Source organism: Pimelobacter simplex, from assembly GCF_024662235.1.
In the GTDB taxonomy this organism is placed as follows: Bacteria; Actinomycetota; Actinomycetes; order Propionibacteriales; family Nocardioidaceae; genus Nocardioides.
This window is the reverse complement of sequence record NZ_CP096276.1, coordinates 786,984-813,542: the sequence shown is the minus strand read 5'-3', so window position 1 is coordinate 813,542 and position 26,559 is coordinate 786,984. Positions and strand designations below refer to the sequence as shown.

22 protein-coding genes are annotated in these 26,559 nt (G+C 72.8%); 5 read left to right on the top strand and 17 right to left on the bottom strand.

Translation table 11 applies throughout. The features are described from left to right. Positions 1 to 792, bottom strand: coding sequence for a ParA family protein (locus tag M0M48_RS03855; protein ID WP_215816272.1), 792 nt, complete (start codon positions 790 to 792; stop codon positions 1 to 3). 72 nt (positions 793 to 864) lie between these two features. Here M0M48_RS03855 and M0M48_RS03850 point away from each other — a divergent pair, with 72 nt between their 5' ends. After that, a complete protein-coding gene (locus M0M48_RS03850) occupies positions 865 to 1,626 on the top strand; it encodes an SDR family NAD(P)-dependent oxidoreductase (RefSeq protein WP_257750138.1) in 762 nt (253 codons plus the stop codon). 115 nt (positions 1,627 to 1,741) lie between these two features. Here the strand turns inward: M0M48_RS03850 and M0M48_RS03845 are convergent, their stop codons facing one another. The 6 genes from M0M48_RS03845 to M0M48_RS03820 all read right to left on the bottom strand — a co-directional run bounded on the left by M0M48_RS03845 (position 1,742) and on the right by M0M48_RS03820 (position 8,400). After that, positions 1,742 to 2,350, bottom strand: coding sequence for a MarC family protein (locus tag M0M48_RS03845; protein WP_215816274.1), 609 nt, complete (start codon positions 2,348 to 2,350; stop codon positions 1,742 to 1,744). After that, positions 2,347 to 3,228, bottom strand: coding sequence for a PHP domain-containing protein (locus tag M0M48_RS03840; protein ID WP_257750137.1), 882 nt, complete (start codon positions 3,226 to 3,228; stop codon positions 2,347 to 2,349). The genes M0M48_RS03845 and M0M48_RS03840 overlap by 4 nt, the downstream gene beginning before the upstream one ends. 36 nt (positions 3,229 to 3,264) lie before the next feature. Continuing rightward, the gene (locus M0M48_RS03835; protein ID WP_257750136.1) at positions 3,265 to 4,935 is read right to left on the bottom strand and encodes a bifunctional lysylphosphatidylglycerol flippase/synthetase MprF; all 1,671 of its coding nucleotides are present in this window, start codon (positions 4,933 to 4,935) and stop codon (positions 3,265 to 3,267) included. Between the two features lie 96 nt (positions 4,936 to 5,031). Then, on the bottom strand, positions 5,032 to 7,008 hold the full coding sequence (locus M0M48_RS03830; RefSeq protein WP_257750135.1) for a CASTOR/POLLUX-related putative ion channel: 1,977 nt from the start codon (positions 7,006 to 7,008) through the stop codon (positions 5,032 to 5,034). Positions 7,009 to 7,098: 90 nt separating this feature from the next. Beyond that, positions 7,099 to 7,794, bottom strand: coding sequence for a DUF6758 family protein (locus M0M48_RS03825; RefSeq protein WP_257750134.1), 696 nt, complete (start codon positions 7,792 to 7,794; stop codon positions 7,099 to 7,101). Between the two features lie 39 nt (positions 7,795 to 7,833). Next, positions 7,834 to 8,400: a histidine phosphatase family protein gene (locus M0M48_RS03820; RefSeq protein ID WP_215816278.1), complete on the bottom strand. Its 567-nt coding sequence runs from the start codon at positions 8,398 to 8,400 to the stop codon at positions 7,834 to 7,836. Between M0M48_RS03820 and M0M48_RS03815 the strand changes: the two genes are divergently transcribed. Further along, positions 8,392 to 9,618: an MFS transporter gene (locus tag M0M48_RS03815; RefSeq protein ID WP_374587335.1), complete on the top strand. Its 1,227-nt coding sequence runs from the start codon at positions 8,392 to 8,394 to the stop codon at positions 9,616 to 9,618. The genes M0M48_RS03820 and M0M48_RS03815 overlap by 9 nt on opposite strands. Here M0M48_RS03815 and M0M48_RS03810 read toward each other — a convergent pair. The 7 genes from M0M48_RS03810 to M0M48_RS03780 form a co-directional block, all read right to left on the bottom strand. Further along, a complete protein-coding gene (locus tag M0M48_RS03810) occupies positions 9,602 to 10,138 on the bottom strand; it encodes a hypothetical protein (protein ID WP_215816280.1) in 537 nt (178 codons plus the stop codon). The genes M0M48_RS03815 and M0M48_RS03810 overlap by 17 nt on opposite strands. Positions 10,139 to 10,140: 2 nt before the next feature. After that, positions 10,141 to 11,670, bottom strand: a complete 1,530-nt coding sequence (locus M0M48_RS03805) for a choice-of-anchor P family protein (protein ID WP_257750132.1) — start codon at positions 11,668 to 11,670, stop codon at positions 10,141 to 10,143. Between the two features lie 206 nt (positions 11,671 to 11,876). Continuing rightward, entirely contained in the window at positions 11,877 to 12,584 is a 708-nt protein-coding gene (locus M0M48_RS03800) for an ABC transporter ATP-binding protein (protein ID WP_215816282.1), read from the bottom strand. Further along, positions 12,581 to 13,345, bottom strand: coding sequence for an ABC transporter ATP-binding protein (locus M0M48_RS03795; protein ID WP_257750131.1), 765 nt, complete (start codon positions 13,343 to 13,345; stop codon positions 12,581 to 12,583). Before M0M48_RS03795 ends, M0M48_RS03800 begins: the two co-directional genes overlap by 4 nt. Positions 13,346 to 13,348: 3 nt before the next feature. Further along, positions 13,349 to 15,334 carry a branched-chain amino acid ABC transporter permease gene (locus M0M48_RS03790; RefSeq protein WP_257750130.1) on the bottom strand — a complete coding sequence of 662 codons (1,986 nt, stop codon included), beginning with the start codon at positions 15,332 to 15,334 and terminating at the stop codon, positions 13,349 to 13,351. A gap of 9 nt (positions 15,335 to 15,343) precedes the next feature. Continuing rightward, positions 15,344 to 16,849 (bottom strand): ABC transporter substrate-binding protein, encoded by a 1,506-nt coding sequence (locus M0M48_RS03785; RefSeq protein ID WP_257750129.1) that lies wholly within the window; start codon positions 16,847 to 16,849, stop codon positions 15,344 to 15,346. A gap of 4 nt (positions 16,850 to 16,853) precedes the next feature. Further along, entirely contained in the window at positions 16,854 to 18,326 is a 1,473-nt protein-coding gene (locus tag M0M48_RS03780; protein WP_257750128.1) for an ABC transporter substrate-binding protein, read from the bottom strand. 176 nt (positions 18,327 to 18,502) lie between these two features. Between M0M48_RS03780 and M0M48_RS03775 the strand changes: the two genes are divergently transcribed. Further along, the gene (locus M0M48_RS03775) at positions 18,503 to 19,000 is read left to right on the top strand and encodes a DUF6174 domain-containing protein (RefSeq protein WP_257750127.1); all 498 of its coding nucleotides are present in this window, start codon (positions 18,503 to 18,505) and stop codon (positions 18,998 to 19,000) included. Here the strand turns inward: M0M48_RS03775 and M0M48_RS03770 are convergent. Genes M0M48_RS03770 through M0M48_RS03760 form a run of 3 tightly spaced genes read right to left on the bottom strand, consistent with a single transcriptional unit; the run spans position 18,990 to position 23,278 of the window. Then, positions 18,990 to 21,068, bottom strand: a complete 2,079-nt coding sequence (locus M0M48_RS03770; protein ID WP_257750126.1) for a bifunctional lysylphosphatidylglycerol flippase/synthetase MprF — start codon at positions 21,066 to 21,068, stop codon at positions 18,990 to 18,992. The genes M0M48_RS03775 and M0M48_RS03770 overlap by 11 nt on opposite strands. Next, positions 21,068 to 22,102 carry a MaoC family dehydratase gene (locus M0M48_RS03765; RefSeq protein WP_257750125.1) on the bottom strand — a complete coding sequence of 345 codons (1,035 nt, stop codon included), beginning with the start codon at positions 22,100 to 22,102 and terminating at the stop codon, positions 21,068 to 21,070. The genes M0M48_RS03770 and M0M48_RS03765 overlap by 1 nt, the downstream gene beginning before the upstream one ends. A gap of 6 nt (positions 22,103 to 22,108) precedes the next feature. Beyond that, a complete protein-coding gene (locus M0M48_RS03760) occupies positions 22,109 to 23,278 on the bottom strand; it encodes a glycosyltransferase (protein ID WP_257750124.1) in 1,170 nt (389 codons plus the stop codon). A gap of 61 nt (positions 23,279 to 23,339) precedes the next feature. Here M0M48_RS03760 and M0M48_RS03755 point away from each other — a divergent pair, with 61 nt between their 5' ends. Beyond that, positions 23,340 to 24,332, top strand: a complete 993-nt coding sequence (locus tag M0M48_RS03755; protein WP_215816641.1) for a glycosyltransferase family 2 protein — start codon at positions 23,340 to 23,342, stop codon at positions 24,330 to 24,332. After that, positions 24,329 to 26,539, top strand: coding sequence for a hypothetical protein (locus tag M0M48_RS03750; protein ID WP_257750123.1), 2,211 nt, complete (start codon positions 24,329 to 24,331; stop codon positions 26,537 to 26,539). The genes M0M48_RS03755 and M0M48_RS03750 overlap by 4 nt, the downstream gene beginning before the upstream one ends. Positions 26,540 to 26,559 lie beyond the last annotated feature (20 nt).

Sequence of the window (26,559 nt, the reverse complement as noted above, 5' to 3'; positions counted from 1 at the left end):
TCAGCGCGCCGCCCGGGCGATCAGGGAGCCGGCCACCTCGCGGTAGGCCTCGGCCCCCTTGCTGGTGCGGCTGGTCGCGAGGATCGAGCGGCCCGCGGCGGGCGCCTCGGCGAACTTGATGGTCTTGGGGATCGGCGGCTCCACGACCTCGAGGTCGTAGGTCTCGGCGATCGTGTCGAGGACGGCGCGGGCGTGGTTGGTGCGGCCGTCGTACAGCGTCGGGAGCACGCCCCACACCGCGAGGTCGCGGTTGGTGAAGCGGCGTACGTCGTGGACGGTGTCGAGCAGCTGACCCACCCCACGGTGCGAGAGCGTCTCGCACTGGAGCGGGATGAGGACGCCCTGAGCGGCGGTCAGCGCCGCGACGGTGAGCACGCCGAGCGAGGGCGGGCAGTCGAGCAGGATCCAGTCGTAGTGGGTCCCCGCCGCCCGGAGGTCCTCCATGACCCCGCGCAGCACGTGCTCGCGGCCGGTCCGGGTGAGCAGGTCGGCCTCGGCCCGGGCCAGCTCGATGGTCGCCGGGAGCAGGTCGACGCCGTCCTCGGTCGCGATGATGACCTCGGCGACGTCGGTGCCCTTGGTGAGCACGTGGTGCACGGAGAGCTCGAGGTCCTCGGGGTCGACACCGAGGGAGAACGTCAGGCACGCCTGGGGGTCGAGGTCGACGAGCAGCACCGACTGGCCACGCTCGGCCAGCGCCGCGCCGATGGAGGCGACACTGGTCGTCTTCGCGACGCCACCCTTCTGGTTGGCGACCGCGAGGATGGTGGGGGGAGCATGCTCGCTGTTCATCGGGGTCCATCATGCCGGACGCACGCACGTCTCGGGGGCAACACCCGGGGCCGGGCTGGTTGACTGTCGGACATGCCCACCGCACTCGTGACCGGCGCCACGGCCGGCATCGGCCTGGAGTTCGCCCGCCAGCTCGCCGCCCGCGGCGACGACCTCGTCCTGGTGGCCCGGGACCGGGGGCGGCTGGCCGGGGTCGCCGAGGACCTCCGGACGTCGTACGGGGTGGGGGTGGAGGTGCTCCCCGCCGACCTGACCTCGCTCGACGAGCTCGCCACGGTCGAGGCCCGGCTCGCCGACCGGGAGCGCCCGGTCGACCTGCTGGTCAACAACGCCGGCTTCGGCCTCAAGGAGCGCTTCCTCGACAACCCGATCGACGTCGAGCAGGCCCAGCAGGACGTCCTCGTGCGCGCGGTGCTGCGGCTGACCCACGCCGCCCTCGGCGGCATGGTCGAGCGCCGTCGCGGCGGCGTGATCAACGTGTCGAGCGTGGCGGCGTTCCTGCCCCGCGGGACCTACAGCGCGGCCAAGGCGTGGGTGAACTCGTTCAGCGCCTGGGCGCACGCCGAGTACGCCACCCAGGGCGTCACCGTGATGGCACTGTGCCCGGGCTTCGTCAAGACGGAGTTCCACGAGCGCCTCGGCATCGACCGCGACTCCTCCGCCCCCAAGCCGCTGTGGCTCGAGGCGGACCGGCTGGTGAGCGAGGCCCTCGCCGACTTCGACAAGGGCCGGGCGATGTCGATCCCGTCCAAGCGCTACAAGGCGATCGTGGCCGGCAGCCGCGTCGTACCGCGGGGGGCGCTCCAGCGCCTCCAGTCCCTCGGCCGCAAGTAGCCCCCCCGCCCGAAGGAGCGCGTTCCGGCGCACGAGGGAGCAGGAACCGGCGGTCGAGGGTTGCTCTCTCGACCGCCGGAACGTGCCCCTTCGCGCGCCGGAACGTGCCCCTTCGTCAGCCCTCGCCGGCGATGAAGGCGCGGACGGCGTCGGCGACGAGCTGGACGGCGATGGCGGAGAGGAGGAGGCCGGCGATGCGGGTGACGAGGAGGACGCCGCCCTCGCGGATCAGGCGGAGGATGGGCAGGGAGTAGCGCATGGCGGCCCAGAGGGCGAGGTGGACGGCGATCACGCCGAGGGCGACGGACAGGCCGCTGGACCAGTCGTCGACCTGCTGGACGAAGAGCATGGTCGCCACGATCGCGCCGGGGCCGGCCAGCAAGGGGGTGCCGAGGGGGACGAGGGCGATGTTGGCGTCGGTGGAGGCGGTCATCTCCTCCTCCTTGCCGGTGAGCAGCTCGAGCGCGACGAGCAGGAGCAGCAGGCCGCCGGCGCACTGGAGGGCGGGCAGCGAGATGTGCAGGTAGTCGAGGACCTGCTGGCCGAAGAGCGCGAACAGGGTGATCACCAGGAACGACACCGCGACGGCCTGCCAGGCGGCGCGCTTGGCGGTGGCGGGGCTGCGGCCGGCGGTGAGCGAGAGGAAGATCGGGACGGTACCGACCGGGTCCATGATCACGAAGAGGGTCACGAAGACCTCGACCAGCAGGACGTGCTCGATCATCGGAGCTCCTTGCCCGCCGGACCGGCCAGCGTGGTGGGTGAGCCGAGCGCGGCCGCCCGGTCGAGGATCCGGCGCAGCTGGTCGGGGGCGGTCGTCTCGACGCCGAGGGGGTGGCCGGTCTTGCCGGCGCCGTGGTGGTCGCTGGAGCCGGTGAAGACGAGGTCGAGCCGGTGCGCGATGGCGCGCAGGCGCGCGCGGGCCGCGGCGTCGTGGTCGAGGTGGTCGACCTCGATCCCGGCCAGGCCCGCGTCGGCGAGCGTCGCGAACGCCGCCTCGTCGAGTACGTCGGCCGACCCGCGCCCCCACGGATGCGCGACGACGGCGACGCCCCGGGCCGCCTCGACCCGGGCGAGCATGTCGAGCAGGTCGGCTGAGTAGCGGTCGACGTACGCCGGGCCGCCGTCGGAGAGGTAGCGGGCGAACGCCTCGTCCCGGTCGGCGACCACGCCGAGGCGGACGAGGAGGTCGGCGACGTGGGGGCGTCCGGTGACCTGGTTGCCGGGGCTGGCGGCGGCGAGGGCCTCCTCGGTCGCGGGGATGCCGAGCTCGCGCAGCCGGGCCAGCATGGCGGGCACCCGGCCGGCCCGGCCGGCGACGATCCGGGCGAGCTCGTCCTGGAGGCCGGTGTCGGTGGCGTCGGGGAGGTAGACGAGCAGGTGCACGCCCGCGTCGCGGAAGTGGGTGCTCACCTCGATGCCGCGGACCAGGCCGATGCCGGCCTCCTCGGCCGCGACGACCGCCTCGTCCCAGCCCGCGGTGGTGTCGTGATCGGTGAGCGCGACGACCTCGAGCCCGGCGGCGGCCGCCGCGCGAACCAGCGTGGCGGGCGGCTCGGTGCCGTCGCTGACGCTGGAGTGGGTGTGCAGGTCGATCGTCACCGTACGAGGTTAGTGCTCCGACCCGGTGCGCGCCCGTCAGGCGGCCACGCGCTCCCGCTCGGCGTGCTCGCGGTGCTCGCCGGCGGCCCGCTCCGGCAGGGCGAGCTGCGGCGTGCCGGTCGGCGTGCTGACGTCCTGCGTCCTCGGCGTGACCAGGTAGGCGACCAGGACCGCGGCGCCGATCCGCGGCAGCTCGGCCAGGGAGCGGTAGGTCAGGTGCAGCGGCTCGCAGCGCGGGGAGAACTTGGCCTTGAATGCGTGCAGCGACGAGAAGCCGTAGAGCGGCTCGAGCAGGCGCGCCGAGCGCTCCAGGCCGCGCTGCAGCCAGCCCTCGGGCTCCCCCTCGCTCCGCGCCAGGGGCGCCGCCGAGAGCGACACGACCCGCGCCCCCTCGGCCTGGAAGGCCAGGCAGGACTCGGCGATGAGGAACTCGATCACCGGCCGGAAGCCGTCGTCCGGGCGGCGCATCAGGTCGAGGGTCCACCCGTCGACACGTCCCGCGCCACCGTGGACCGGCAGCCACGAGAGGAAGCCGTGCACCCGGTCGTCGGCGTCGAGCGCCAGGGCGACCCGCACCCGCGGGTCCATGGCGTGGTCGACACCGCCGAGGGTGAAGCCGAGCTCGGGCGTGCGCTGGCGGCGCAGCCAGCCGGCGCTGATCTCGCGCACCTGGGCGACGATGCGCGGGTCGGCGTCGGCGAGGACGACGAGCTCGAACCGGATCCCGTCGCGGGCCGCCCGGTTGCGCGCCGTACGCACGTCCTGCCACCGCTTGCCGCGGAACTCCAGGCCTGCCAGGTCGAGCAGCGTGTCCTCGCCGATCTGGAGGCTGCGGCCACCGATCGCGCGGGCCACGGGTGCGGTCACCGCGAAGTGGCTGGGCACGAGGTGCTCGCCGGCGCAGAAGGCCGCGAACTCCCCCGCGGCCCGGGCCTGCCAGTCCGGCGTACCGATCGGGTCGCCGAGAGCGAGCCCCACACCGAGGTGGCGGCGGTAGGCGATGAAGCCCTGGCCGCGCGGGTCGTAGAAGTAGCGCACCCCGGGCCAGGTCGTCATCCAGGACAGCGTGCCGCCACCGTCGCGGCGCAGGTGCTCGACGGCCCGGTCCCGGTTGACCAAGGTACGACGGCGCGGGCCGATCGCCGCGCCGATCAGCAGGCCCGCGGCGACGGCGACGAGGTGGACGACGTCCGCCAGGTGCCCGACCAGCAGCAGGGAGAGGACGGCATAGCCGACCAGGCCGGTGCGGGTGACCCGGCGCGCCGTCGTACCGAGGAAGGCGGTCATCACCGCGCCGAGCGCGAGCGCGCCGCCCGACGGGCCGACGTCGCGGGCGTGCTGCAGCGAGTCCGGGCCGAGCGCCAGCACGAGCAGGCCGGCCACCACCACGCTGCCCACCTGGGTCACCAGCCACAGCAGCGCCGTCCGCACGGTCCCGAGCCGCCGCTCGGCGTACCCGGCGCACAGCGCGAAGCTGAGCAGCACCGGAACGTAGCACCACGGTGAGATCACCAGCAGCGGGCCGGTCAGCAGCGTCCACCAGTGGCCGGCGGCGAGCGCGTCCGGGCCGTACGCCAGGGCGCGGGCCCAGCCGTGGTCGAGGACGTCACCCGTGGCGGCGCCGGTCACGATGCCGACGGCGACGAGGAGCAGGAGCCCGGCGACCGTGAACGGCCGGCGGCGTGCGGAGGACTCGGTGGCTGGCATGCGTCCAGCCTCGTCGCGCGCGGCGGCCGTGTCAGTGGCGCACGGGCCCGACCGGGGGTAGTGCGCGCACTACCCCCAGGAGGAGGTGCGGCGAGCTCAGAGCTCGGCGAGCACCACGACCCGGTCGCCGTCGCCGATCGTCAGCCGCTCCCCCTTGGGCGGGTTCACGACGACGCCGAAGCGCGAGCCCTCGTCGGCCAGCGAGGCCGACGAGAAGCCGATGGCGGTCTCGCCCCGGCGGGCCGCGGCCGCGACGACGGTCGCCCAGGTGACCTCGCTGCCCGGGAGGACGTAGCCCTCGGCGGGGCGCAGGTAGATCTCGCTGCCCTCGGCTTGGAGCAGGTCCTGGAAGACCGGCTCGATCCGGGCGTCCTCGGAGAGCTGGGTGACGATGAGGCTGACGATCTCGCCGCTGACGACGACGTCGTCGATGTCGGCGACCTGGGCGAGGACCCGGTTGCGGTCGTCCATCATCTCGCTGATGACCGGCGTGCTGCTGGCCGAGGTGGCGAGGATGTCGCGCACGTGGAGCAGCGTGACGAGCGTGGTCGCGTCGGCGGCCTCGGCGTCGAGGTCGTCGGAGTAGCAGAGCACGATCACCTGGTCGCAGTCGGCGGGGACGTGCTCGTCGAGGACGGCGCGGCGGGTGGTGCCGGCCTGGACGACGGTGACCGCCAGGTTCCGCGTCGCCGGTACGACGGGCGTCCCGTGCTCGGTCACCACGGTCAGGGTGGAGCCGGGCGCGGCGTACCGGTCGAGCTCGCTGAGGATGATCGGGGCGCGCTCGTTCCAGCCCAGCACGACGGCGTGGGTGGCGTGGAGCTCCTCGACCGGGGGCTCGGCGAGGGCGGCGAGGTCGACGCCCGCCGTCGAGCGGGGCGCGGTCCCCAGGATCGAGTCGTCCTCGGCGACGACGACGAGCGCACGGCTGCCGATGACGGTGTCCCCGGGCGGGTTGAGCTGCACGGTGCCGCCGTCGACGACGCCGATCACGGTGAGCGTCTCGTAGTGCAGCTGGGCGTCGGCGTAGGTCTCGGCGGCCAGCGGGTGCTCCTCGACGAAGTAGATCTCGTCGCCGTCGTAGTCGAACAGCTCGCGGTAGACGGCCGCCGCGCCGGACTGGCGCGAGGTCTGCACGACCAGCTTGGCCACGGTCTCGCGGATGTCGAGGAGCGAGAGGCTGCCGGGGCGGTCCCGGCCGATGAGCCGGGCGACCTCGAGGTTCGCGGGGTCGCGCAGCTGGGCGACGACCCGCGGGCCCGCTTCGGTGCCGAGCGTGGAGCGCAGCGCGAGCAGGGACTTCACGACCTCACGGTCGGGGTCGAACGCCGACCGGTCGCGGCCGCCGGCGTCGGGCGAGAGCAGGACCACCGAGCGGGCGGCGCGCGGGCTGACGATCGCCAGGTCGTCGAGGTCGGCGGGCGAGCCGGACCGGCACACGACGCGGGTGCCGCGCAGCGCGGGGACCTTGGCCCGGATCTCCTCCTCCATCTCGACCTTGTCGCGGTCGGCGAGCACCGCGACGACCGGGCGGCGGCGGCTCTCGTTGGCGAGGGTGAGCTCGCTGATCACGGTGAAGATCGAGTCCGACCAGCCCAGGATGACGGTGTGGTCGGTCTCCAGGACGACCGAGCGACCGCGGCGCAGGTCGGCGATGCGGGCGTCGATGCCGGCCGCGATGACACCGATGAGCGCGCTGACGATGAAGAGGCCGGCGATGGTGAGCACCAGCATCATGACGATGAAGGACCACCGGGCGCCCGTGTCCCCGGCGACCGTGCCGGGGTCGAGCGCGTGGAGCAGCGCCTGGAAGGCAGCCTCCCAGAAGCCGATGTGCTGCTCGCGCATCCCGGTCACGATGTCGATGACGGCGAAGACGACCACCAGCGCGACGGTGACGACGAACAGCCAGGCGACCAGGGCCGGCGTACCGCGGGACATGGTGTTGTCGAAGGCGTACTGCAGGCGCGCCCGCAGGCCGACCGCCGGCGGGCCGGAGCGGACCGTCGGCCCGGACCGCTGACCGATCGCCTCAGCCGTACGACGCCGCAGGGTCTGCGCATTGCGTGCCATGGTGTCCTCCTGGTCCAGCGGGCCCGACGGCTCCAACGGAGGATCGTCCCGCATCCCGGGGCCCGCGCGGGCCCGAACCGGGAAACTGCCTCACCAGGACGGTGCGGGCCCCCCGAACGGCAGGGCGACGAGCTGGGGCCCGGTGGCCGAGACGTCGCGCAGGATCCAGTCGTCGCGCAGCAGCAGGATGGCCGAGGCCGGCCGCAGCACGAGCCACAGCCACCGGCCGCCGGCCTCACCGGCGAGGACCGAGCGGTCCCACTCCCCCGGCGAGGTGCTGACCGAGACCGGCCAGAGGCCGACGGGGTACTGGTCGACGCGGACCCGCACCGGCGCCGGTCCGTCGCCGATCTCGTGGCCGGGGTCGAGCGGGTCGGCGCCGTCGGCGCCGAGGCCGGCCACCCGGGCGCCGAAGCCGGTGCCGGGCTCCTCGCTGATCACCATGACGTCGACCGGGCCGTCGAGCTGGCTGGTGCCGGCCACGCAGGTCATCGTGGCGCGCGGGAAGTCGCCCTCGGTGACGACGGCGGCGAAGTCGCTGACCGCCCAGCCGGGTCCGAGCGGCCACGGCAGGTACGTCGGGAACCGGCCCACCCGCAGCAGGTGCCCCGCGAACCCGTCGTACGACGACGTGGCGGGGCGCCACAGCGGCACCACGACGCCGTGCTCGGGGCAGGACCAGCGGCCGTCGCCGACCTCGGCCACGGGAGCCGGGCAGCGCGGGCACTCCACCCGCACCTCGGCGCGTCCGGCGCCCTCTCCCGGCGCGGGCTCATCGGTCGGCATGACCGACACCGTCCTGCGCGATGACGCGTTCGTCAAGCATCAGGCGTTCCACCGGACCAGGACGGGCGTCTCGCGCTCGTGGCCGAGCGTCGAGACGGTCGCGGTGTCGAGCCGGAAGAGCCGGCCCTCGGCCACCGGCTGCCCCAGCCAGCGCGCGGCGAGGGCGCGCAGCACGTGCCCGTGCGCGAACACCAGCACCGGTCCGGTGGCCTGCGCGGCTCGGATCCGGGCGACCACGCGGTCGCAGCGCGCGGCGACCTGGTCGGCGCTCTCGCCGCCGGGGCAGGGGTGGGTCCACACGGTCCAGCCGGGCACCTCCTCGCGGATCTCGGGGGTGGTGCGGCCCTCGTAGTCGCCGTAGCCCCACTCGAGCAGGTCGTCGTCGACCTCGGCGTCGGGGAAGCCGGCGAGCTCGGCCGTGCGGCGGGCGCGCTCGAGGGGGCTGGTCAGCACGAGCGAGTAAGACGGCCCGGCGAGCCGTGCGGGCAGCCCGCGGGCGACCTCCTCGCCCTCGGGGAGCAGCGGCAGGTCGGTGGTCGAGGTGTGCCGTCCCGAGACACTCCACTCGGTCGCCCCGTGCCGGACGAGAAAGGCGGAATCGGCCATGCGGACATCCTGCCAGCGAGGTCGTCGCGGTGGCAGGATCCGGGCATGCCCCTGTCCCGTCACCGCCTGGCGATCGCGGCCGCGTTCGCCACCCAGGGCTTCGTCTTCATCGGCCTCACCACACGGCTGCCGGAGATCAAGGACCGCTGGGACCTCTCCGAGCTCGGCATCTCCGGCGTGCTGCTCGGCATCGTGCTGCTGGCGGGCGCGGGCTCGGTCGTCGCCGAGAAGCTCGCGGCGCGCACGGCCAGCGCGTCGGTGCTGCGCGCCGGGCTGGTGCTCGTCGCGGTCGGCGCGGGGCTGATGCTCGCGGCGCCGGCCTGGGCGGCGTACCTCGCCGGGGTCGCGGTCTACGGCGTCGGGCTCGGCATGGTCGACGCCACCACCAACATGCAGGCGGTGGCGCTCGAGCTGCGCTACGGGCGCCCGATCCTGCCGAGCTTCCACGGCGCGTGGACGTTCGGCGGCCTGATCGGCGCGGCGGTCACCCTCGCGACCGCGGACGTCGACCTGGCCTGGACCGCGGGGATCGCCGTGCTGCCGCTGCTGGTGGCCGGCGCGGCCTTCCTGCCGCGCGCGGCCGGGGCACCGTCGGCGACCGCCGCGGGCGCCACCGAGATCGCGGTGCCGTGGCGCCCGATCCTGATGGTCGGGCTCGGGATGGTCGTGTTCTACATGGTCGACACCGCCGCCCAGACCTGGGGCGCGGTCTACCTCGACGAGGTCGTCGACGCGCCCTCGCGGTTCGTCGCCCTGGCCACGCTCCCCTACCTGGTCGCCAGCCTCGCGGTGCGGATGGCGGGCGACCGCCTCGTCCTCCGGTACGGCGCCACGCCGGTCCTGCGCATCGGCGCGGTCGTCGCGTGCGCCGGTCTCGTCGTGGTCACCGCCGCGCCGACCTGGGGCGTGGCCGTGCTCGGCTTCACGCTCACCGGCGCCGGCATCTCGGTGGTCGCGCCGCTGAGCTTCTCCGCCGCCGCGCGGATCGCCGGCGGCTCGGTCGAACGGGTGGACGCGGTGATCGCCCGGTTCAACCAGTTCAACTACGTCGGAGGACTGCTCGGCGCGGTGCTCACCGGCGTGGTGGGCAAGGACGAGCTGCGCTACGGCTTCGTGGTGCCGATGGTGCTCGTGCTGGCCCTGCTGCCGCTGGCACGCTGGTTCAGCGCCGGCCGGCCCGAGCCGGCGACGACCGAGGAGCTCAGCGCCGAGCGGTAGGCCGGCAGACGCGGCACGTCGTGAGGTGGGCGTTGTCCTCGCCCACGGGGGTGAGGTCGTCGCGGTGCGCGATGAGGGCGCAGTCGCGCCGGTGCATCGTCGTACCGCCGCCGGCGACGACGGGGATCGCACCCACGTCGAGGCCCTGCTCGTCGGTGCGCGCGTTGGTGGCGGTGACCTCGGCGAGCACGAGCAGCGTGTCGGCCAGGCGCTTGGACGACTCCCGGCCGTCGGCGGCGATCCGGGCCAGCCAGGCGCCGAAGTAGAGGAAGCCGCCGACGAACGTCAGACCGAGGCCGAGCATGCCGCCGGAGACGACGTAGGACAGCTGGTCCCACTGGTAGGGCGTGTTCGCGGCGCCGTACCAGCCGAGGATGATGACCACGATGCCGAGCGGCAGCATGATCGCGCCCGCCCAGAAGAGCACCACCTGGAGCAGGGCGTAGTAGTTGTCCTTGAGCGGCGCGACGCCGGAACGGGAGGACGCTTCGCCGACGCGCGGGAGGCTGCTTGCGGTCATGGTCATGCCTTTCGGAGGTCGGGGAGGCCGCTGTCGAGGCCGTGGGCGCAGGCGGCACCGCCGCCGAGGGCGAGGACGCCGAGCCGGCGGAACCAGCTGCCGGCGAAGGCGGCGAGGACGAACGCGCCGACCAGGAGCATCCCGGGGATCGAGAACAGCGCGGGCAGTCCGGCGCTGGCCGGGGCCGCGGCGGGCAGGTCGCCGACCGGCGCGCCGCCGGTGGGGGCGCCGCCGACGGGGGCCGGGCCCGCGGCGGGCGGGACGCCGACCGAGCCGGCGGCGGGCTTGCCGCCGGAGGCCGCGGGCGGCGTACCGGTGGCGGGCGGGGTGCCGGTGCCGGGCGTCGGCACGCTCGCGATCGGCGGCACCGTGTCGACGGTGGCCGAGGCCACGCCGAGGGTGATGACGACCTTGGGCGCGAGCCCGGACAGGCCCGACACGACGCCCTTGAGGGGACCGGCCTGGGCCGGGATGAGCTGGGCCAGGATGTTGGCCGGGATCGCCTTGAGCACCGGCGAGAGGATCTTGGTGTCGATGGTGATCTTGAGGCCCTCGGACAGGCTCGTCGCGGCGTCGCCCTCGACCTTGCGGACCGGCTCGGGGATCTCGAACTTCACGCCGAGCTTCTCCAGCGCCGCGACCGGCAGCTTGTTGAGGCCGGGGATCGGGGTGGTCTTGCCCATGGCGGTGACGCCGTCGGGGCCGATGGAGAACTCCTGGCCCGCGATCGCCATCTTGCCCCAGGTCGCCTTGCCGGTGGCCTTGCCCTTGGTGCCGTCCGAGCTCACCTTGGCGACCGACTCGACGCCGCCGAGCGTGATCAGCCCGCCCAGCAGCCGGATCTCGCCGAGCGTCGAGCGGGAGGCGCCGGTGACCGGGCTCTCGGTCGCGGACATCTTGCTGCTGGACACGTAGCCGTCGACGTCGACGATCGCGGCGAGCTGGGGCGGGAGCCCCGGCGCGGCGGTCTTCTTGGTGCCCGCGAGGCCGCCGGTGAGCGCTCCGCTGAGCTGGTCGAGCAGGTTGGTCAGCGGGTTGCCGCCGGCGGGCGCCTTGCCGTCGCCGTCGGCGTCGGGACCGAGCACCGCGCCGTCGGGCGAGAAGCCCGTCTCGGCCGTGGCGGTCTTGTCGCCCGAGGTGGTCCGCATGATCGTGCCGGGGATCTTCTCGTCGCTCTGGGTCGGGGTGTCACCCGGGAACTGCGAGTTGACCTGGACCGGGTAGCCGTTCTCGGTGAGCGGCGTCGACGGCAGCCCGAGCTGCTCGGCGAAGGTCTTGAGACCCTCGCCCACCGGGTCGCCGGGCCAGAACAGGCTGGCCCGTCCGGTCGACTGGCCGGAGTCCGCCTTGACCTTGCTGTAGCCCATCTCGAACTCGACCTGCGGGCTCGCCGGGATCGGCAGGCTGGGCTCGTAGACCTCCACCCGGATCGGGGCGGACCACGCGGTCGTCGAGAAGCCGCCGTACGCCGGCGCGGCGGCGGTGGTGGCCGCGGCCGGTGCGACACCGGGGCCGGCGGCCATCGGCACCATCGAGGCGACGATGCCCCCGGCGACGAGGAGGGCGTACCTGGACGCTCCCCGCCTGCTGCGCGGCGCCTCGCATCCGCCCTGGCAGCGTTGGCGTCGCTCGTCGTGCGATCCAGCATGCCGTCGCTCCGCCGCCTTGCCAGGCCGGCGCGAGACACCGCTCGCGACGGCGGCGAGCGTCCAGCTACGCCCTTGTCGGAACCTGCTGCTCATGCTGCTCCCCCCAGGATGACGTCGGCCATCGTGTCGAGGATCTCCCCCGGCTCTCCGGTGGCCACGATGCGACCGCCGCTCATCACGGCGGCGTAGTCCGAGACCCGCAGCGCGGTGCGGGCGAACTGCTCGATGCAGAGGATGGACACCCCGGACTCGGCGATCCGGGCGACGGTCTCGTAGAGCTCGTCGACGATCAGCGGCGCGAGGCCCATCGACAGCTCGTCGAGCAGCAGCAGCGCCGGGTCGGAGGCGAGGGCCCGCGACATGGCGAGCATCTGCTGCTCGCCGCCGGACATGGTGCCGGCGAGCTGGTGGCGCCGCTCGTGGAGCCGCGGGAAGTAGCTGTAGGCGGTCTCGAGGATCGCTCCTGCGGGGACACCGGCGTAGGACATCAGGGTGAGGTTCTCCTCGACCGTGAGGTTGGGGAACACCGAGCGGCCCTCGGGGATCGTGCAGAGGCCGACCCGGGCGAGCTCGTCGGAGCGTGCCTTGCGGACGTGGACGCCGGCCAGGTGGATGTCGCCGGACGTCGCCTCCTTCTGGCCGCTGATCACCTTGACCAGGGTGGACTTGCCGGCGCCGTTGGGGCCGAGCAGCGCCATCACCGCACCGCGGGGCACTGCGAGGTCGACGCCGCGCAGCACCTCGATCCGGCCGTACGCCGCGTGCAGGTCGAGGACCTCCAGGATGGGCACGCTCATGACGTCACCGCCTCGATCACGCTGGTCTCGGAGTCCTGCTCGGAGTAGCCCAGGTAGGCGCGCTGCACCTGGGGGTCGGACCGGATCGCGGCCGGGGCTCCGGAGGCGATGATCTCGCCGAAGTCGAGGACGTGGATCTCGTGGCACACGTTCATCACCAGGTCCATGTCGTGCTCGACCATGAGCACCGCGCAGCCCTCGGCGGCCAGCTCGACGAGCAGCTCGCCGAAGGCGTCGGTCTCGGTCTCGTCCAGGCCCGACGAGGGCTCGTCGAGGAGCAGGAGCTTCGGGTCGCTCGCCAGGCAGCGGGCGAGCTCGAGCAGCCGGGCGGTGCCGGTCGGGATCGAGTCGGCGCGCTCGTCGGCGTAGTCGCGGATGCCGACCCGGTCGAGCAGCGCCTCGACGTTGGTGCCCGCGCGCCCGAACCAGGCCAGCGGGCCGCCGTGGATCTCGTGCGCGACACGGACGTTGTCGCGCACGCTGAGCGAGCCGAACGCCTCGAGCCGCTGGAAGGTGCGGCCGATCCCGTGCCGGGCCCGCTTGTGCACGGGCCAGCCGGTGACATCGCGCTCGCGGTAGCGGATCTTGCCCTTGGTGGGGCGCTGGAGTCCGGTGATGACGTTGAAGCAGGTCGTCTTGCCCGCGCCGTTGGGGCCGATCAGGCCGGTGATCAGGCCGCGGTCCGCGGTGAAGGTGGCCCGGTTGACGGCGGTCACCCCGCCGAACCGGACGACGACGTCGTCGACCTCGAGCAGCGCCATGGCTCAGACCACCTTCTCGATCACGCGCGGGTCGGGCTCGACACCCGACACGTCCACCAGCGGTACGTCGACCGAGCCGTCCTCGCCGCCGGCACCGGCCCTGCCGCCGCGGGGCAGCAGCGCTTGGAGCCGTTCGTCGAGGCCGGGTGCCACCCGGTCCCGGGTCCAGCGGCCCACCTTGAAGACGTGGTTCGCGATGCCGTTGGGGTCGCGGCCGAGCAGCACCGCGCCGAAGCCGATGACCACGAACAGCAGGCCGGCCGCCTGCGGCTGCGAGGCCTGGAGCTCGGGCAGCAGCATGAGCGCCGTACCGCCGAGCAGGGCGCCGGTGACCGAGGTGGCGCCGAAGACCACCGCGAGCAGCAGCACGAGCAGCGACTGGAAGTAGAGGAAGTCCGCCGCGCCGACCGTGCCGCGCAGTCCGGCGAACAGACCGCCCGCGAGACCGGCGATGCCGGCCGACAGCGCGAACAGGCCGACCCGGAACCAGCGCATGTCGAGGCCGAGCGTGCCGCAGGCCGACGGGCTGTCGCGCATGGCGACGAGCAGCCGGCCGAGCGCGCCGCGACGCAGCAGGAGCAGGCCGAGCGCCAGGAGCACGAAGGCCAGGACCATGAACCACACGTAGGAGGTGTCCTTGCCGATCTGCACGCCGAGGATCGAGAGCCGCTCGGCGGCGAGCGTGCCGTTGAACTTGAAGGCGAAGTCGGCGTTGAAGACGACCTTGTCCATGAGCACCGCGAACGCCATCGTCGACAGCGCGAGGTAGAGCCCGGTCAGCCGCAGCACCGGCAGCGCGACCAGGGCTCCGACGCCAGCCGCGACCAGCGCGGCCATCGCGAGGCCGAACAGGTTGGGCTCGTCGAGCTTGGCGTAGGTCAGCGCACCGACGCCGGCGAACGTGAACTGCGCGAGGGAGACGTGGCCGCCGTACCCGGTGAGCAGGACCAGCGAGAGCATCACCATCGCGTACGTCGCCGCGACACCGATGAGCAGCACCTGGTTGGGCGCGACGACGTTGAGGAGCACGAACGCCACCGCGAGCAGCACCGCGCCCGAGCCGATCGACTTGCGCATCGTCGGCACCGGGGCGGTGACGATGCCCTTGACCTGGCCGATCCGCAGCTGCGCCTGGGGCATGAGCACGACGATCGCGAACAGGAAGAGCGCCGGGATCACCGGGCGGAACGAGCTGAGGAAGCCGTCGGTCGGCAGGTAGCCGACCGCGAGCGACTCGAGGATGCCCAGCGCCATGGCGCCGGCGAAGGTCATCGGCAGGCTCTTGAGCCGGCCGAGCATCGCCGCGGCGTAGGCGTTGATGACGAGCAGCGTCAGCGCGTAGTAGTCGAGCAGCACGACCGGCGTGAGCAGGATGCCGCCGAGCGCGGCGAGCGAGATGCCGATCGCCCACGAGAGCGCGGCCACCCGGTCGGGCTTGCCGCCGAACAGCTTGAGCAGCTCGGGGTTGTCGACCGAGGCCCGCATGGCGGTGCCGATCCGGGTCCGGTTGAGCAGCAGGTAGAGGCCGACCGCGACGCCGATCGCGCAGACCAGCGTGATCAGCTGGTGGGCGGTGATGTAGGTGTCGCCGATCTTCCAGCCGGTGCCGGAGTAGAACGGCAGCAGCACCCGCGGCTCCGGGGGCCACAGCTGCTGCGCGAGGCCGATCAGGCCGACCAGGAGGCCGACGGTGACGACGAGCGCCACCGAGACCGGCCCCTCCCCCAGCCCGCGGGTGACGAAGCGCTGGATGAACCAGCCGATCGCGGGCGCCACGACGCCGAGGACGAGGACGAGTGCGAGCCAGGTGGGCACGCCCTGGCGCTGGGTGAAGTCCCAGAAGACGAACGCCAGGAGCATGCCGAACGCCCCGTGGGCGATGTTGAAGACCCGCGTCGTGGTGTAGGTGAGCACCAGGCCGCTGGCCATGATCGCGTAGGCCGCGCCGGTGAAGAGGCCCAGCAGCACGAAGGCGAAGAGAGATCCCATGACGACCGCCTATCCGCCGATCCCGGTGTTGACGACCTTGCCGCACATGTAGGAGCCCGGCGAGACCTGCTGCCAGCGCCCGCTCTTGTACTGGATGACCTTCTGGCACGGCGGGGTGCTGGCGGTGCCGAGGTTCATCGCCGTGTGCGCGCCGTTGCCAGTCCAGGAGGACGTACGGCGTACCGCGTCGACGAGCGAGGCCCGGGTGAGCTTGCCGCCGAGCGCGATCGCCCGCTCGACGAAGAGCCGGGCCGCCGACCAGGCGTAGAGCCCGTAGTAGTTGGGCGTCGCGCCCGGCTTCACCTGCTGCAACCAGGAGAGGTAGAGCTGGATCTCGGCGTTCTTGGTGTTCTCGAACAGGTCGTTGGCGGAGTAGATGAAGACGCCGTCGGCGAGCCCGCCCGCCTGGTCGATGTAGCGCTTGTCGTAGATCGTCGGGTCCTGCAGGAAGAAGTCCGGCTTGAAGCCCTGCTGCTGCATGGCCTGCTGGAGCTTGACCGTGTTCTGGTAGGGCCCCTGGTAGGTGACGGCCTTGATCCCGTTGTCCTTCATCTGCTGGACGTAGGGCGCGAAGTTGAACTCCGCGACGTCGATGCCCTGGATGTAGTTGACCTTCCAGCCGGCGCCCTTCTCGAAGCCGGCCGCGAGGCTCTTGGAGTTGACCGGCGCCGCGCCCGCGTTGATGTAGAGCACCGCGGCGTTCTTGACCGCGCTGGGGTACTTCTGAGCGAGCCACTTCGCGGCCGGGTCGGAGATCAGGTTGGTCCGGATCGAGTACGCCGCGAAGCAGGTCTTGCACGCCTGGCGCTCCGGGTTGACCGTCACCGAGCGCAGGTCCGGGAGACCGCAGCCCTGCGCGGTGGCAGCACCACCGGAGTCGAACGCCGACATCGAGCCGACCGTCGCGAACGCCGCGCCGCACGCCTTGACGTAGCCCTGCTGGTCCGCGCCCGCGTCGGCCCGGCTGTCGAGGTTCATCAACTCGAGCTTGCGCCCGCAGATGCTCCCCTGGGAGTTGAAGTACTCGATGTAGGCACGGGTCGCCTGCTGCGCCGACTCGAAGATGCCCGGCACCGGGCCGGAGATGTCGGCGACGTTGGCCAGGGTGATCGTCTTGTCGGTGATGCCGGTCTGGTTCTTGAAGCCGGTGCACGAGCCGGCCTTGACGCCGCCCGAGGCCGAGCCGTTCCCGGACGTCGGCGACCCCCCAGTGCCGCCGCCGCCCGACCCGCCCGTGCCGCCGCCACCGCTGCCGCCGGAGCCCCCGCTGCCGCCGGAGCCGCCGGTGCCCGCGTCCCCGCCGCTCGCGCCACCGTCGGTGCCCGGGTCACCGGTCCCACCGGTGCCGCCGGACCCGCCGTCGACGCCGGTGTCCCCGTTGACGCCCGTCGTACCGCCCTGGTCGTTGACCTTGGCGACGGTCTGGGGGTCGAGCTGCGACCCGCACGCGGTCAGTGCCAGCAGCACCACCGCCACGCCCGCCGTACGGCGCCAGCGGTTCTGGTGTCCTCTCATGGCGTCAGCCCCCCACACCGGAGTTGACGACGCCACCGCACAGCCAGGCGCCGGGAGATATCTGCTGCCAGCGACCACCCTTGTACTGGATGATCTTCTGGCACGGCGGCGTCTGCGCCGTGCCGACCCGCATGGCGGTGTGCGCGCCGTTGCCGGTCCAGGCGGTGACCTTCTTGACCGCCGCCACGAGCGAGGCGCGGCTGAGCTTGCCGCCGAGCGCGACCGCCTGCTCGACGAAGAGCCGCGCGGCCGACCAGGCGAACAGGCCGTAGAAGTTGGGGATCGCGCCGGGCTTCACCTGCTGCAGCCAGGAGAGGTAGAGCTGGACCTCGGCGTTGTTCTTGTTCTCGAACAGGTCGGTGGTCGAGTAGACGATCGTGCCCTCGGCCAGCGGACCCGCCTGCTGGATGTAGCGCTGGTCGTAGATCGTCGGGTCCTGCAGGAACACGTCGGGCTTGTAGCCCTGCTGCTGCATGGCCTGCTGCAGCTTGACCGTGTTCTGGTAGGGACCGGTGTAGACCACCATCTTGATGCCCTTGTCCTTGAGCTGCTGGACGTAGGGCGCGAAGTTGAACTCCGCCACGTCGATGCCCTGGGTGTACTTGATCGACCAGCCCATCTTGCCCCAGGCCGCGGCCTGGCTCTTGGCGTTGACCGGGGCCGCGCCACCGTTGATGTAGAGGACGCCGACGCTCTTGACCGCGCTGGGGTACTGCTTGGCGAGCCACTTGGGACCGGAGTCGGCGATCAGGTTGGGCCGGATCGAGTAGACGCCGAAGCAGGTGCCGCACGCGGCCCGCTCGGGCGTGGTGCTCGCCGCCCGGATGTCGGGGAGCCCGCACGACTGGGCCACGCCCGCGCCGCCGGAGTCGAAGGCGCCCATCGAGCCGATCGCGGCGAACGCCTGGTCGCAGGCCTTGGTGTACGCCTGCTGGTCGGCGCCAGCGTCGGCCCGGCTGTCGAGGTTGAGCAGCTCGAGCTTGCGCCCGCAGATCGTGCCCTGGGAGTTGAAGTACTCGACGTACGCGCGGGCCGCCTGCTGCGAGGCCTCGAAGATGCCGGGCACCGGGCCGGACAGGTCCGCGACGTTGGCCAGGGTGATCGTCTTGTCGGTGATCCCCTTCTGGTTCTTGAACCCGTCGCACGAGCCGGCCTTGACGCCGCCGGAGGCGCCGCCCTTGCCGGACGACGGGGAGCCGGCCGTGCCGCCGCCGGAGCCGCCGCTGCCGCCGGAGCCGCCGCCCGGCGTACCGGGGGCGTCGCCGGACGTGCCGCCCCCGGAGCCGCCCGCCGCGGGGTCACCCGCGGTGCCGCCGCCGTCGCCGGAGACCGGCGCACCGACCGCTCCCGACCCGCCGCCGGAACCGCCGGAGCCGTCGACCTTGGCCACGGTGCTCGGGTCGAGCTGGGATCCGCAGGCGCTCAGCGCGAGCACCAGGACGGTCACACCGAGATACCGGCGTGTGCGCAGACTCATGGGCATGCGGACCTCTCGCATCGGGAGCACAGCAAGGTCCCGGTCCCGGGGACCTCAGTTGCTCAACGACGCCGCTGTGACCCGGGTCACGCTCGGAATGCAACGTGTTTCAGTTTTCTCCCGAGAGTGGGGGGAACGCGCCGGGCCGCCACGACGTCCCAGGCATCATGAGAGCCATGTCGTCGCGTCTCCGCCTGCTCGCCGTCCTCCCCCCGCTGCTGCTCGCCCTGGCCGCGTGCAGCAACGAGAACGACGGCCGGGCCGCCGACCCGGCCTCGGAGGCGCCCACCAGCGCGCCGACCAGTACCGGCCCGAGCGAGAGCCCGAGCAGTACCGGGCGCTACCCCACGTTCGCCCCGGCCGACTACGTCTATCGGCTCCGGGTGCTCTGCTACTGCCCGCAGGTCGGCACCGTCGAGGTCACCGTGGCCGACGGCGCGGTCACCGAGGCCGTCATCGCCGGTGGGCCGCGCAAGGGTCAGTCCGCGCCGGAGTTCACCCGGCTGACCATCAACGACGTGATCGCCATGGCCAACGACCCCGACGCCGCCAAGGTCCAGGTGGACTGGCCCGACGGCCAGGACCACCCGACCTCGGTGCAGCTCGACCGGATCGCCAACGCGGTCGACGACGAGGTGACCTACGCGATCAAGGACGTCCGGGTCAGCCCTTGACGGTCAGCGAGAGCAGCTGGCCCAGGGTCGCGTCGGCGAGGTAGGCGCGCCCGATGGCGACCCCGGCCAGCGGCAGCACCGCCTCGTCCTCGACGAGGAGGTAGAGCGGCTCGTAGCGGGGCTGGAACTTCGCCTTGAACGCCTGGAGCGAGCGGAAGCCGTAGTAGGGCTCGAGCACCTCGCCGAGCCGGTCGAGCATCGTGTCGACGACGCCGCGCTCGTCCTCGCCGCCGCCCCGGGCGTGGGCCAGGGGCGCGCCGGAGAGCGAGACGAGCGCGTAGCCGTCGTCGCGGAAGATCTGGCACGAGCCCGCGATGAGCAGCTCCATCGCGTAGCGGAAGCCGCCCGGCAGCCGGCGCATGAGGTCGAGGGTCCAGCCCTCGACCTGGCCGTTGGCGCCGTGGATCGGCATCCAGCTGGTCACGCCGTGCACGGTCATGTCCTGGTCGACGGCGATGGCGATCCACACGTCGGGATCCTTCGCCTCCTCGAGCCCGCCGAGGGTGAAGCCCATCTCGGGCAGCTTCTTGTCGTGGACCCACTCGTCGCAGATCGCGGCGACCTGGACCCGGATGCTGCGCGGCGCCTCGGCGAGCCGGTGCAGGCGCACCTCGATGCCCTGCTTCTCGGCCTGGTTGAACGCCGAGCGCACGTCCTGCCACTTCTTCCCGCGGAACTCCAGGCCGGCCAGGTCGACGATCGCCTCCTCGGCCACCTGGACCGCGAGCCAGCCGCGCTCCCGGGCCCAGTCGGCGAGGACCGGGCTCGCGCTGAACAGGCACGGCGTCGTCCCGCCGTCGCGGGCCGCGGCGACGAACGCGTCGGCAACCTCGTGCGGGTGCCGCTCGCCGGCGATGGGGTCGCACAGCCCGATCGCGACGCCCGACGTCAGCCGGTAGGCCACCGCACCGTCCTCGGGGCCGAACCACCAGGAGTTCTGCGGCCAGGTGGTCATCCAGGCGAGCCGGTTGCCGGAGCCGTGGTCGGCGAGCAGGGCCCGCGCCCGGGCCCGGTGGGCGTCGGTGGCCAGCGCCCCGATGCTCTGGGGACCGGCCTTGCGCAGGCCACGGCGGCCGGGGTTGCGGAAGGCGCGACGGCCCCAGAGCAGGACGACGAGACCGAGCCCGTCGAGCACGAGGCTCAACCAGAGCAGTCCGCTGTTGTCGAGCTCGCCGGCCAGCACGAAGCCGGCCGAGACGAGGACCAGCACCACGCTCAGCGCGGTGATCACCGCCGCCACCCACCACCAGGTACGACGCCCGCGGACCAGCCCCTGGGCGACGACGAGGTCCGCGGCGACCTGCACGAGCACCCACCACCACGACTCCGGGTCACCGCCGATCTGCCCGAACGGCCCCTCGCGGTCGACCACCTGGGCGATCAGCGTCAGCGCGGCGCTCCACCAGAAGAAGCCGGCCGCGATCAGCCGCAGGTCGCGCCGGGTGAACGTCGCCTGCAGCACCGTGCGCAGCGGCGTCGGGCGCCGGCCCACCACCCACGGGCCCGCGACCAGGCCGACGACCACGGCGACGAGGTGCTCGACGTCGTACAGGAAGCCGAGGAAGGTCAGCGACGTGAGCGTGTAGCCGACGAGCGCGAGCCGGACCCGGCCGCGCCAGCGGCGGCGCAGCCCGGCGCTGGCGATCATCGCGGCGCACATGCCACCCGCGCTGAAGCCCAGGTCGAGGTCGTCGGAGATCCGCACCGCCCAGCCCCAGCCGGTCTCGGCGAGCAGCAGCACGAGCGCGCAGCCGCCGACCACGCCGACCAGCTGGCCGAGCACGACGCAGACCGCGGCGACCTTGGTGCCCAGGCGCCACTCGGCGAGCCCCGAGAGCAGCACGAAGAAGCCGATCACCACCGGGTACTGCCACGGCGCGAGCGCGAACAGCGCCCCGGTCGCGAACGTCCACCAGCGGTGGTCGGCGAGCGCCTGCGGCCCGTAGGCCACGTCGGCGAACCAGTCCTTCGACTCCAGCGGTGACCACAGGGTCCCGGTGGCGATCGCCAGCCCGAGGATCAGGGCGGCGACGCCGATGGTGAACGGGACCCGGCGGAGCACGGCCATCAGCGCGGCACGAGCACCCAGTAGTCGAGGTCGAGCAGCACCCCGGCGGCGTACTTGCCGTCGTCGCCGCGCAGCGTCATGGACTCGTCGCGGCCCTTGGTGGCGACCAGGCGCAGGCGCAGCGCACCGACCCCGGGCGCGGACGTCTCGGCCTTGTCGAGCACCTCGGACCAGGCGTAGACGGTGTCGCCGGCGAACGCGGGCGCGGTGTGGGCGCCGGCGTTGATCGCGGCGACGAGCTGGGCGTTGGCCAGGCCGTTGAACGACAGCGCGCGGGCCAGCGAGATCACGTGACCGCCGTAGACGAGCCGGTTGCCGTCGGGACGGGCCTCGACGTTGAAGTGCACCTTGGCGGTGTTCTGCCACAGCCGGGTGGCCTGCTGGTGCTCGGACTCGGTCAGGGTGACGCCGTCGACGTGGTCGATCTTCTCGCCCACCGCGTAGTCGTCGAAGCGGTGCGGCTCGCCGGCCGCCGCGAAGTCGTAGCCGGTGAAGTCCAGGCCGGCGGGGACCACCAGGTCGGCGGCGGCCACGGCGGGCGCCAGCTCCGGGAGCACGGGCTCGGGCGCGGGCGCGTCGGCGTCGCGCTTGTGGACCATCACCCAGCGGGCCCAGTCGAGGACGACCTCGCCGCGCTGGTTGGTCGCGGTGGAGCGGACGTAGACGACGCCGCTCTTGCCGTTGGAGTTCTGCTTGAGGCCGATCACCTCGGACGTCGTGCTCAGCGTGTCACCGGGGACGACGGGCAGGTGGAACCGGCACTCGGCGTACCCGAGGTTGGCGACCGCGTTGAGCGAGACGTCCGGGACGGTCTTGCCGAAGGCGATGTGGAAGGCGATGAGCTCCTCGACCGGGTGCAGGTCGAGCCCGACCGCCGCGGCGAAGGCCGCCGACGACGGCACCGCGAAGCGCGTCGGGTAGAGCGACCCGTAGACGGCCCGGTCCCCCTCGGTCACCGTGCGCGGCGTGGCGTGGCGGATGACCTGGCCGACCGTGAAGTCCTCGAAGAAGTTGCCCGGGTTCGTCTTGCTCATGGGCGGTCATCCTGCCAGGTCGGCCAGGAGCCTCCGCCAGACCTCCGCCACGTGATCGATGTCGTACTGCCGGGAGTCCTGCAGGGCCTGCGTCCCGAGCCGGTCGCGCAGCTCCTTGCTGCCCATCAGCTCGCGCAGCGCCGCGGTCAGCGCCGGGACGTCGCCGTCGGGCACCAGCCGGCCGTTGGTCTCGGTCACCAGCTCGCCGGGACCGCGCGGGCAGTCGAAGCTCACCACGGGCGTGCCCTGGCTGAGCGCCTCGATGATCGTCATCGGCAGCCCCTCGTGGTGCGAGGACATCGCGAAGACCTCGGCCCCGCGCAACTCGCCGGGCATGTCGTCGGAGTTGCCGGCCAGCTCGATCGTGGTCAGGCCCAACCGGACGATCTGGTCCTGGAGCTCGTCGTGCAGCGGACCCATGCCCAGGATCCGGCACCGCCAGTCGGGCGCCTCGGGCGCCAGCACCGCCCAGGCGTCGATGAGCCGGTCGAAGCCCTTGACCGGCGCGAGCCGCCCCGCGGCGACCACCGTCCGGGTGTCCCGCGCGGCGCGCTCGGCGGGCGCCGACCACGGGATCGCGTTGCGGATCACCACGATCCGCGCCTCGGGGTGCTTGCGGGCGTAGTCGCGCCGGTCGGCCTCGGTGAGGACGACGAACGCCGCCATCCGCGGCATCGCCTGGCGGATCGCCTTGAGCCCGCCGCCCGGGCGCTTGCGCGCGGGAAAGTTGAGGTGGTCCCAGCCGACCAGCGTCACCTCCGGGGCGAGCACCTCGGCGGCGAACCGGTGGAGCGAGGGACGCGCGGTGATCACGACGTCCCCGGGGCCGTAGCGCCCGAGGGCGGCGCTCAGCCCGGCGTCGGTGAGCGCCGAGTAGTACTTCTCCTCGAGGAACCGGCTGCGCCGGTGGGCCTGGCGCCGGCTCCGCCACGGCAGGGTGTCGAGCTGGCGGAAGCCGACCGGGACCACGTAGGTGACCTCGATGCGGGGGTCGATCGCAAAGGCGCGCGAGCCGCCGTCGTACACGCTGATGATCTCGACGCGGTGGGTCGCCGCGAGGGCGCCCGCGATGTTGGTGACCGCGCGTGAGACGCCGCTGCGGCCGTGGATGGAGAGAACCACGAAGACGACGCGCGGGCGCGGGTCGTTCGGGCGCCCGAGCGCGCGGCGAGTCATGTGCCCATGAATACCCGATAGGGTGCAGGCCGTGGCGGATTCGAGCAAGACTTTTACCGGGATGCTCTCCGTCGTCGTCCCCTGCTACAACGAAGAGGCCGTGGTCGACTCGATGGTCGCCGTCCTCCAGGACGTGCTGCCCGGGATCGCCGCCTCGTTCGAGGTGCTCCTCGTGGACGACGGGAGCAGCGACCGCACCCTCGAGCGGCTGCGCGCGATCAACGCCGAGGACGAGCGCTTCCGCTACCTCGCGCTGAGCCGCAACTTCGGCAAGGAGTCGGCGATGCTGGCCGGGCTCAGCCAGGCCAAGGGCGACGCCGTGGCGATCCTCGACGCCGACCTCCAGCACCCGCCCGCACTGCTCGCCCAGATGCTGCCGCTGCTCGCGGCCGGCAACGACCAGGTGATCGCGCGGCGTACCCGCACCGGTGACAAGCCGCTGCGCACGCTCTTCTCCAAGGCCTACTACCGGGTCTTCAACCGGCTCATCGACGTCACCCTCGAGGACGGCGCCGGCGACTTCCGGGTGCTCAGCCGCCGCGCGGTCCGGGCGCTGCTCGCCGTGGGCGAGTACAACCGGTTCTCCAAGGGCCTGTTCTCGTGGATCGGCTTCGAGACCGCCGTGGTCGACTACGAGAACGTCGCCCGGGCCGGCGGTGAGACCAAGTGGAGCATGCGCAGCCTGGTCAACTACGGCATCGACGGCGTCGTCTCCTTCAACTCCCGGCCGCTGCGGCTGGCGATCTACTTCGGCGCGTTCATCTCGCTCGTCGCCTTCGTCTACGCCCTGTGGGTGCTCGGCGACGCGATCATCAACGGCAACCAGGCCCCCGGCTACGTCACGACCATCTGCACCGTCGTCGGCTTCGGCGGCGTCCAGATGATCCTGCTCGGCGTGATCGGCGAGTACCTCGGCCGGATCTACCTCGAGACCAAGCAACGCCCCCACTTCCTGCTCAAGGAGAGCAGCGACGGCCCCGACCGGACCCCGGTCGCCGTCCTGCTCGGCCAGGAGCACGAGCAGTTCATCAACCTGAACGAGGATCGCGCGTGATCAAACGGCTGACCTGGCCCCTCGCAGTCGTCGTGGTGACGGGCCTCTACGGCCTGCTGCCCCTCCTCGGGAGCCGCGAGGTCTACCTGCGCGGCGACTCCGCGGCCCAGTTCGCCCCCACCTGGTGGTACCTCGGCCAGACGGTGCGCGACAGCGGCCTGCCGATCGGCCTCGACCCGAGCTCGTTCGCGGGCGGCAACTTCGCCGCCGAGGCGCTCTTCGGCATCTGGAACCCGATCAACCTGCTGATCTGGCTCTTCGTCTCCGGCGCCGGCGACCTGCTGTTCGCCGTCGTCGTGGTCAAGATCGCGATCCTCGTCGCGCTGGCCCTCGGCACCTACCTCGTCGCCCGCGAGTACGACGCCCAGCCGTGGGCCGCCGCCGCGGTCGCCATCGCGCTCCCCTTCTCCGGCTTCACCCTCTGGTGGGACGCCGGCTCCTGGCCGGCCGGCCTCGCCGCGTTCGCCTACGCCCCCTGGGTGTGGTGGGCCTTCCGGCGCACCCTGCGCGGCGCGATGAACCCGTTCTGGGCCTTCCTCATCGGTGCGCTCGGCGTCACCCAGGGCAACCCCTACGGCACGCTCGCGGTGGTCGTCGTCGGCCTCGGGCTCGTGATCGAGGGGCTGGTCACGCGCAACCGGGCGGGCGCCGTACGGCTGGTGCTGACGGGTGGCTTCGTCGCCGCCCTGCTCCCCCTGATCTACATCCCGCTGCTGCGCGCCTCCGAGCTCGCCGCGCGCTCGGACGGCCCGGTCTTCGGCAACAACGGCAAGCTGCGCCCCGAGCTCGGCGACCTGCTCGGCATGAGCAACCCGACCTTCGTCCCGTCGATCATCTCGATCACCGGGCCGACCCAGGTCCCGGTCGCCTACTTCTGCTGGTTCATCCTGCCGCTGCTCCCCTGGCTCCGCTACGGCGTCGTGCGCGAGCGCTGGCGCGAGCTGACCGGCCTCGGCATGATCGGGCTCCTCTACCTGGCCCTCACGCTCGGCCCCTCGAACCTGTGGCTGTTCCGCTGGCCGCTGCGCCTCATCGAGTACTTCTACCTCGCCCTCGGCGTCGCCCTCGCGATCGTCCTCAGCAAGGGCCTGGCCCGCGACCACCGGCGCGCCCGCGTGGCCGGCTCGGCCGCCGTCGTCCTCGCCCTGTCCTTCCAGGCCTGGGCCCAGCACCCGACCTGGCTCGCCTCGACGCTCGCCGGCGCCCTCGTCCTCGCCGCCCTGACCGCGGCGGCCCTGCTGGTGCACCACTACCGGGCGGGCGCGACCTCGCTGCTGGCCGTCGTACTGATCGGGGGGACGGCGGTCACCCTCGGCCTCCAGGCCAAGGTCTACGAGGAGAACGACGGCGCCCGCCTCTACCACGTCCCCACCGACGTCGCGGCCCTCCAGAAGCGCTTCGGCGACCTCGACGGCCGGGTGATGCAGTTCGCCGACCTCCGCAAGGTGCAGAAGAAGGCCCAGCAGACCGGCGACGACCGCAAGCTGCGCCGCGCCTGGAAGAACTTCCTGCCCGGCAGCATGTACCACGTCGCCGGCGTCGAGTCGGTCAACAACTACACCGGCATGGGCTTCCGGCCGTTCGAGAAGCGCCTGTGCATGCACTACGAGGGCTTCACCACCCCCTGCGGCTACAAGCGCGTCTGGAAGCCCCTCACCAAGGGCCAGGACCAGCCCCCGCTCGCCGACCTCCTCAAGCTCCAGACCGTCGTCGCCCAGCCCGCCCAGACCGTCGGCGTCACCCCGCCGCCCAACTGGAGGTACGCCGAGACCGGCGACCGCATCGTCCTGGTCCGCACCGACGCCCTCCCCTGGCCCGACAGCGAGCTCAGCTGGGCCTCCCCCGGCGTCAGCGTCGACAGCGCGCACCGCGACGGCCTGTCCGAGACCGTGAAGCTCTCCGCCCCCCGCGGCGGCCAGGTCACCTTCGCCCTCCTCGAGTGGCCCGGCTACACCGCCACCCTCGACGGCAAGGAGATCGAGGTCGAGCACGACAAGGCCGGCCTGGTCACCCTCGACCTGCCCCGCGGCGCCGAGGGCACCCTCGAGCTGACCTACGACCGGCCCGGCAAGGCGATCGCCAACCTCGGCGTCGGCATCGGCTTCCTGGGTGCCCTGGCCCTGGGCGGGTACGACCTGCTCACCCGCCGTCGCCGCCGCGAGCAGGACGCCACCCCCGGCAAGCACGCCGCCCCCACCGAGGCCTGAGCCGAACGCGAAACGACCGG

Excerpts from the sequence above, each read along its gene's own strand:
- M0M48_RS03855 (WP_215816272.1), bottom strand. The coding sequence starts at position 792 with ATGAACAGCGAGCATGCTCCCCCCACCATCCTCGCGGTCGCCAACCAG.
- M0M48_RS03850 (WP_257750138.1), top strand. The coding sequence starts at position 865 with ATGCCCACCGCACTCGTGACCGGCGCCACGGCCGGCATCGGCCTGGAG.
- M0M48_RS03845 (WP_215816274.1), bottom strand. The coding sequence starts at position 2,350 with ATGATCGAGCACGTCCTGCTGGTCGAGGTCTTCGTGACCCTCTTCGTG.
- M0M48_RS03835 (WP_257750136.1), bottom strand. The coding sequence starts at position 4,935 with ATGCCAGCCACCGAGTCCTCCGCACGCCGCCGGCCGTTCACGGTCGCC.
- M0M48_RS03830 (WP_257750135.1), bottom strand. The coding sequence starts at position 7,008 with ATGGCACGCAATGCGCAGACCCTGCGGCGTCGTACGGCTGAGGCGATC.
- M0M48_RS03825 (WP_257750134.1), bottom strand. The coding sequence starts at position 7,794 with ATGCCGACCGATGAGCCCGCGCCGGGAGAGGGCGCCGGACGCGCCGAG.
- M0M48_RS03820 (WP_215816278.1), bottom strand. The coding sequence starts at position 8,400 with ATGGCCGATTCCGCCTTTCTCGTCCGGCACGGGGCGACCGAGTGGAGT.
- M0M48_RS03810 (WP_215816280.1), bottom strand. The coding sequence starts at position 10,138 with ATGACCGCAAGCAGCCTCCCGCGCGTCGGCGAAGCGTCCTCCCGTTCC.
- M0M48_RS03805 (WP_257750132.1), bottom strand. The coding sequence starts at position 11,670 with ATGGTGCCGATGGCCGCCGGCCCCGGTGTCGCACCGGCCGCGGCCACC.
- M0M48_RS03800 (WP_215816282.1), bottom strand. The coding sequence starts at position 12,584 with ATGAGCGTGCCCATCCTGGAGGTCCTCGACCTGCACGCGGCGTACGGC.
- M0M48_RS03795 (WP_257750131.1), bottom strand. The coding sequence starts at position 13,345 with ATGGCGCTGCTCGAGGTCGACGACGTCGTCGTCCGGTTCGGCGGGGTG.
- M0M48_RS03790 (WP_257750130.1), bottom strand. The coding sequence starts at position 15,334 with ATGGGATCTCTCTTCGCCTTCGTGCTGCTGGGCCTCTTCACCGGCGCG.
- M0M48_RS03785 (WP_257750129.1), bottom strand. The coding sequence starts at position 16,849 with ATGAGAGGACACCAGAACCGCTGGCGCCGTACGGCGGGCGTGGCGGTG.
- M0M48_RS03780 (WP_257750128.1), bottom strand. The coding sequence starts at position 18,326 with ATGAGTCTGCGCACACGCCGGTATCTCGGTGTGACCGTCCTGGTGCTC.
- M0M48_RS03775 (WP_257750127.1), top strand. The coding sequence starts at position 18,503 with ATGTCGTCGCGTCTCCGCCTGCTCGCCGTCCTCCCCCCGCTGCTGCTC.
- M0M48_RS03770 (WP_257750126.1), bottom strand. The coding sequence starts at position 21,068 with ATGGCCGTGCTCCGCCGGGTCCCGTTCACCATCGGCGTCGCCGCCCTG.
- M0M48_RS03765 (WP_257750125.1), bottom strand. The coding sequence starts at position 22,102 with ATGAGCAAGACGAACCCGGGCAACTTCTTCGAGGACTTCACGGTCGGC.
- M0M48_RS03760 (WP_257750124.1), bottom strand. The coding sequence starts at position 23,278 with ATGACTCGCCGCGCGCTCGGGCGCCCGAACGACCCGCGCCCGCGCGTC.
- M0M48_RS03755 (WP_215816641.1), top strand. The coding sequence starts at position 23,340 with ATGCTCTCCGTCGTCGTCCCCTGCTACAACGAAGAGGCCGTGGTCGAC.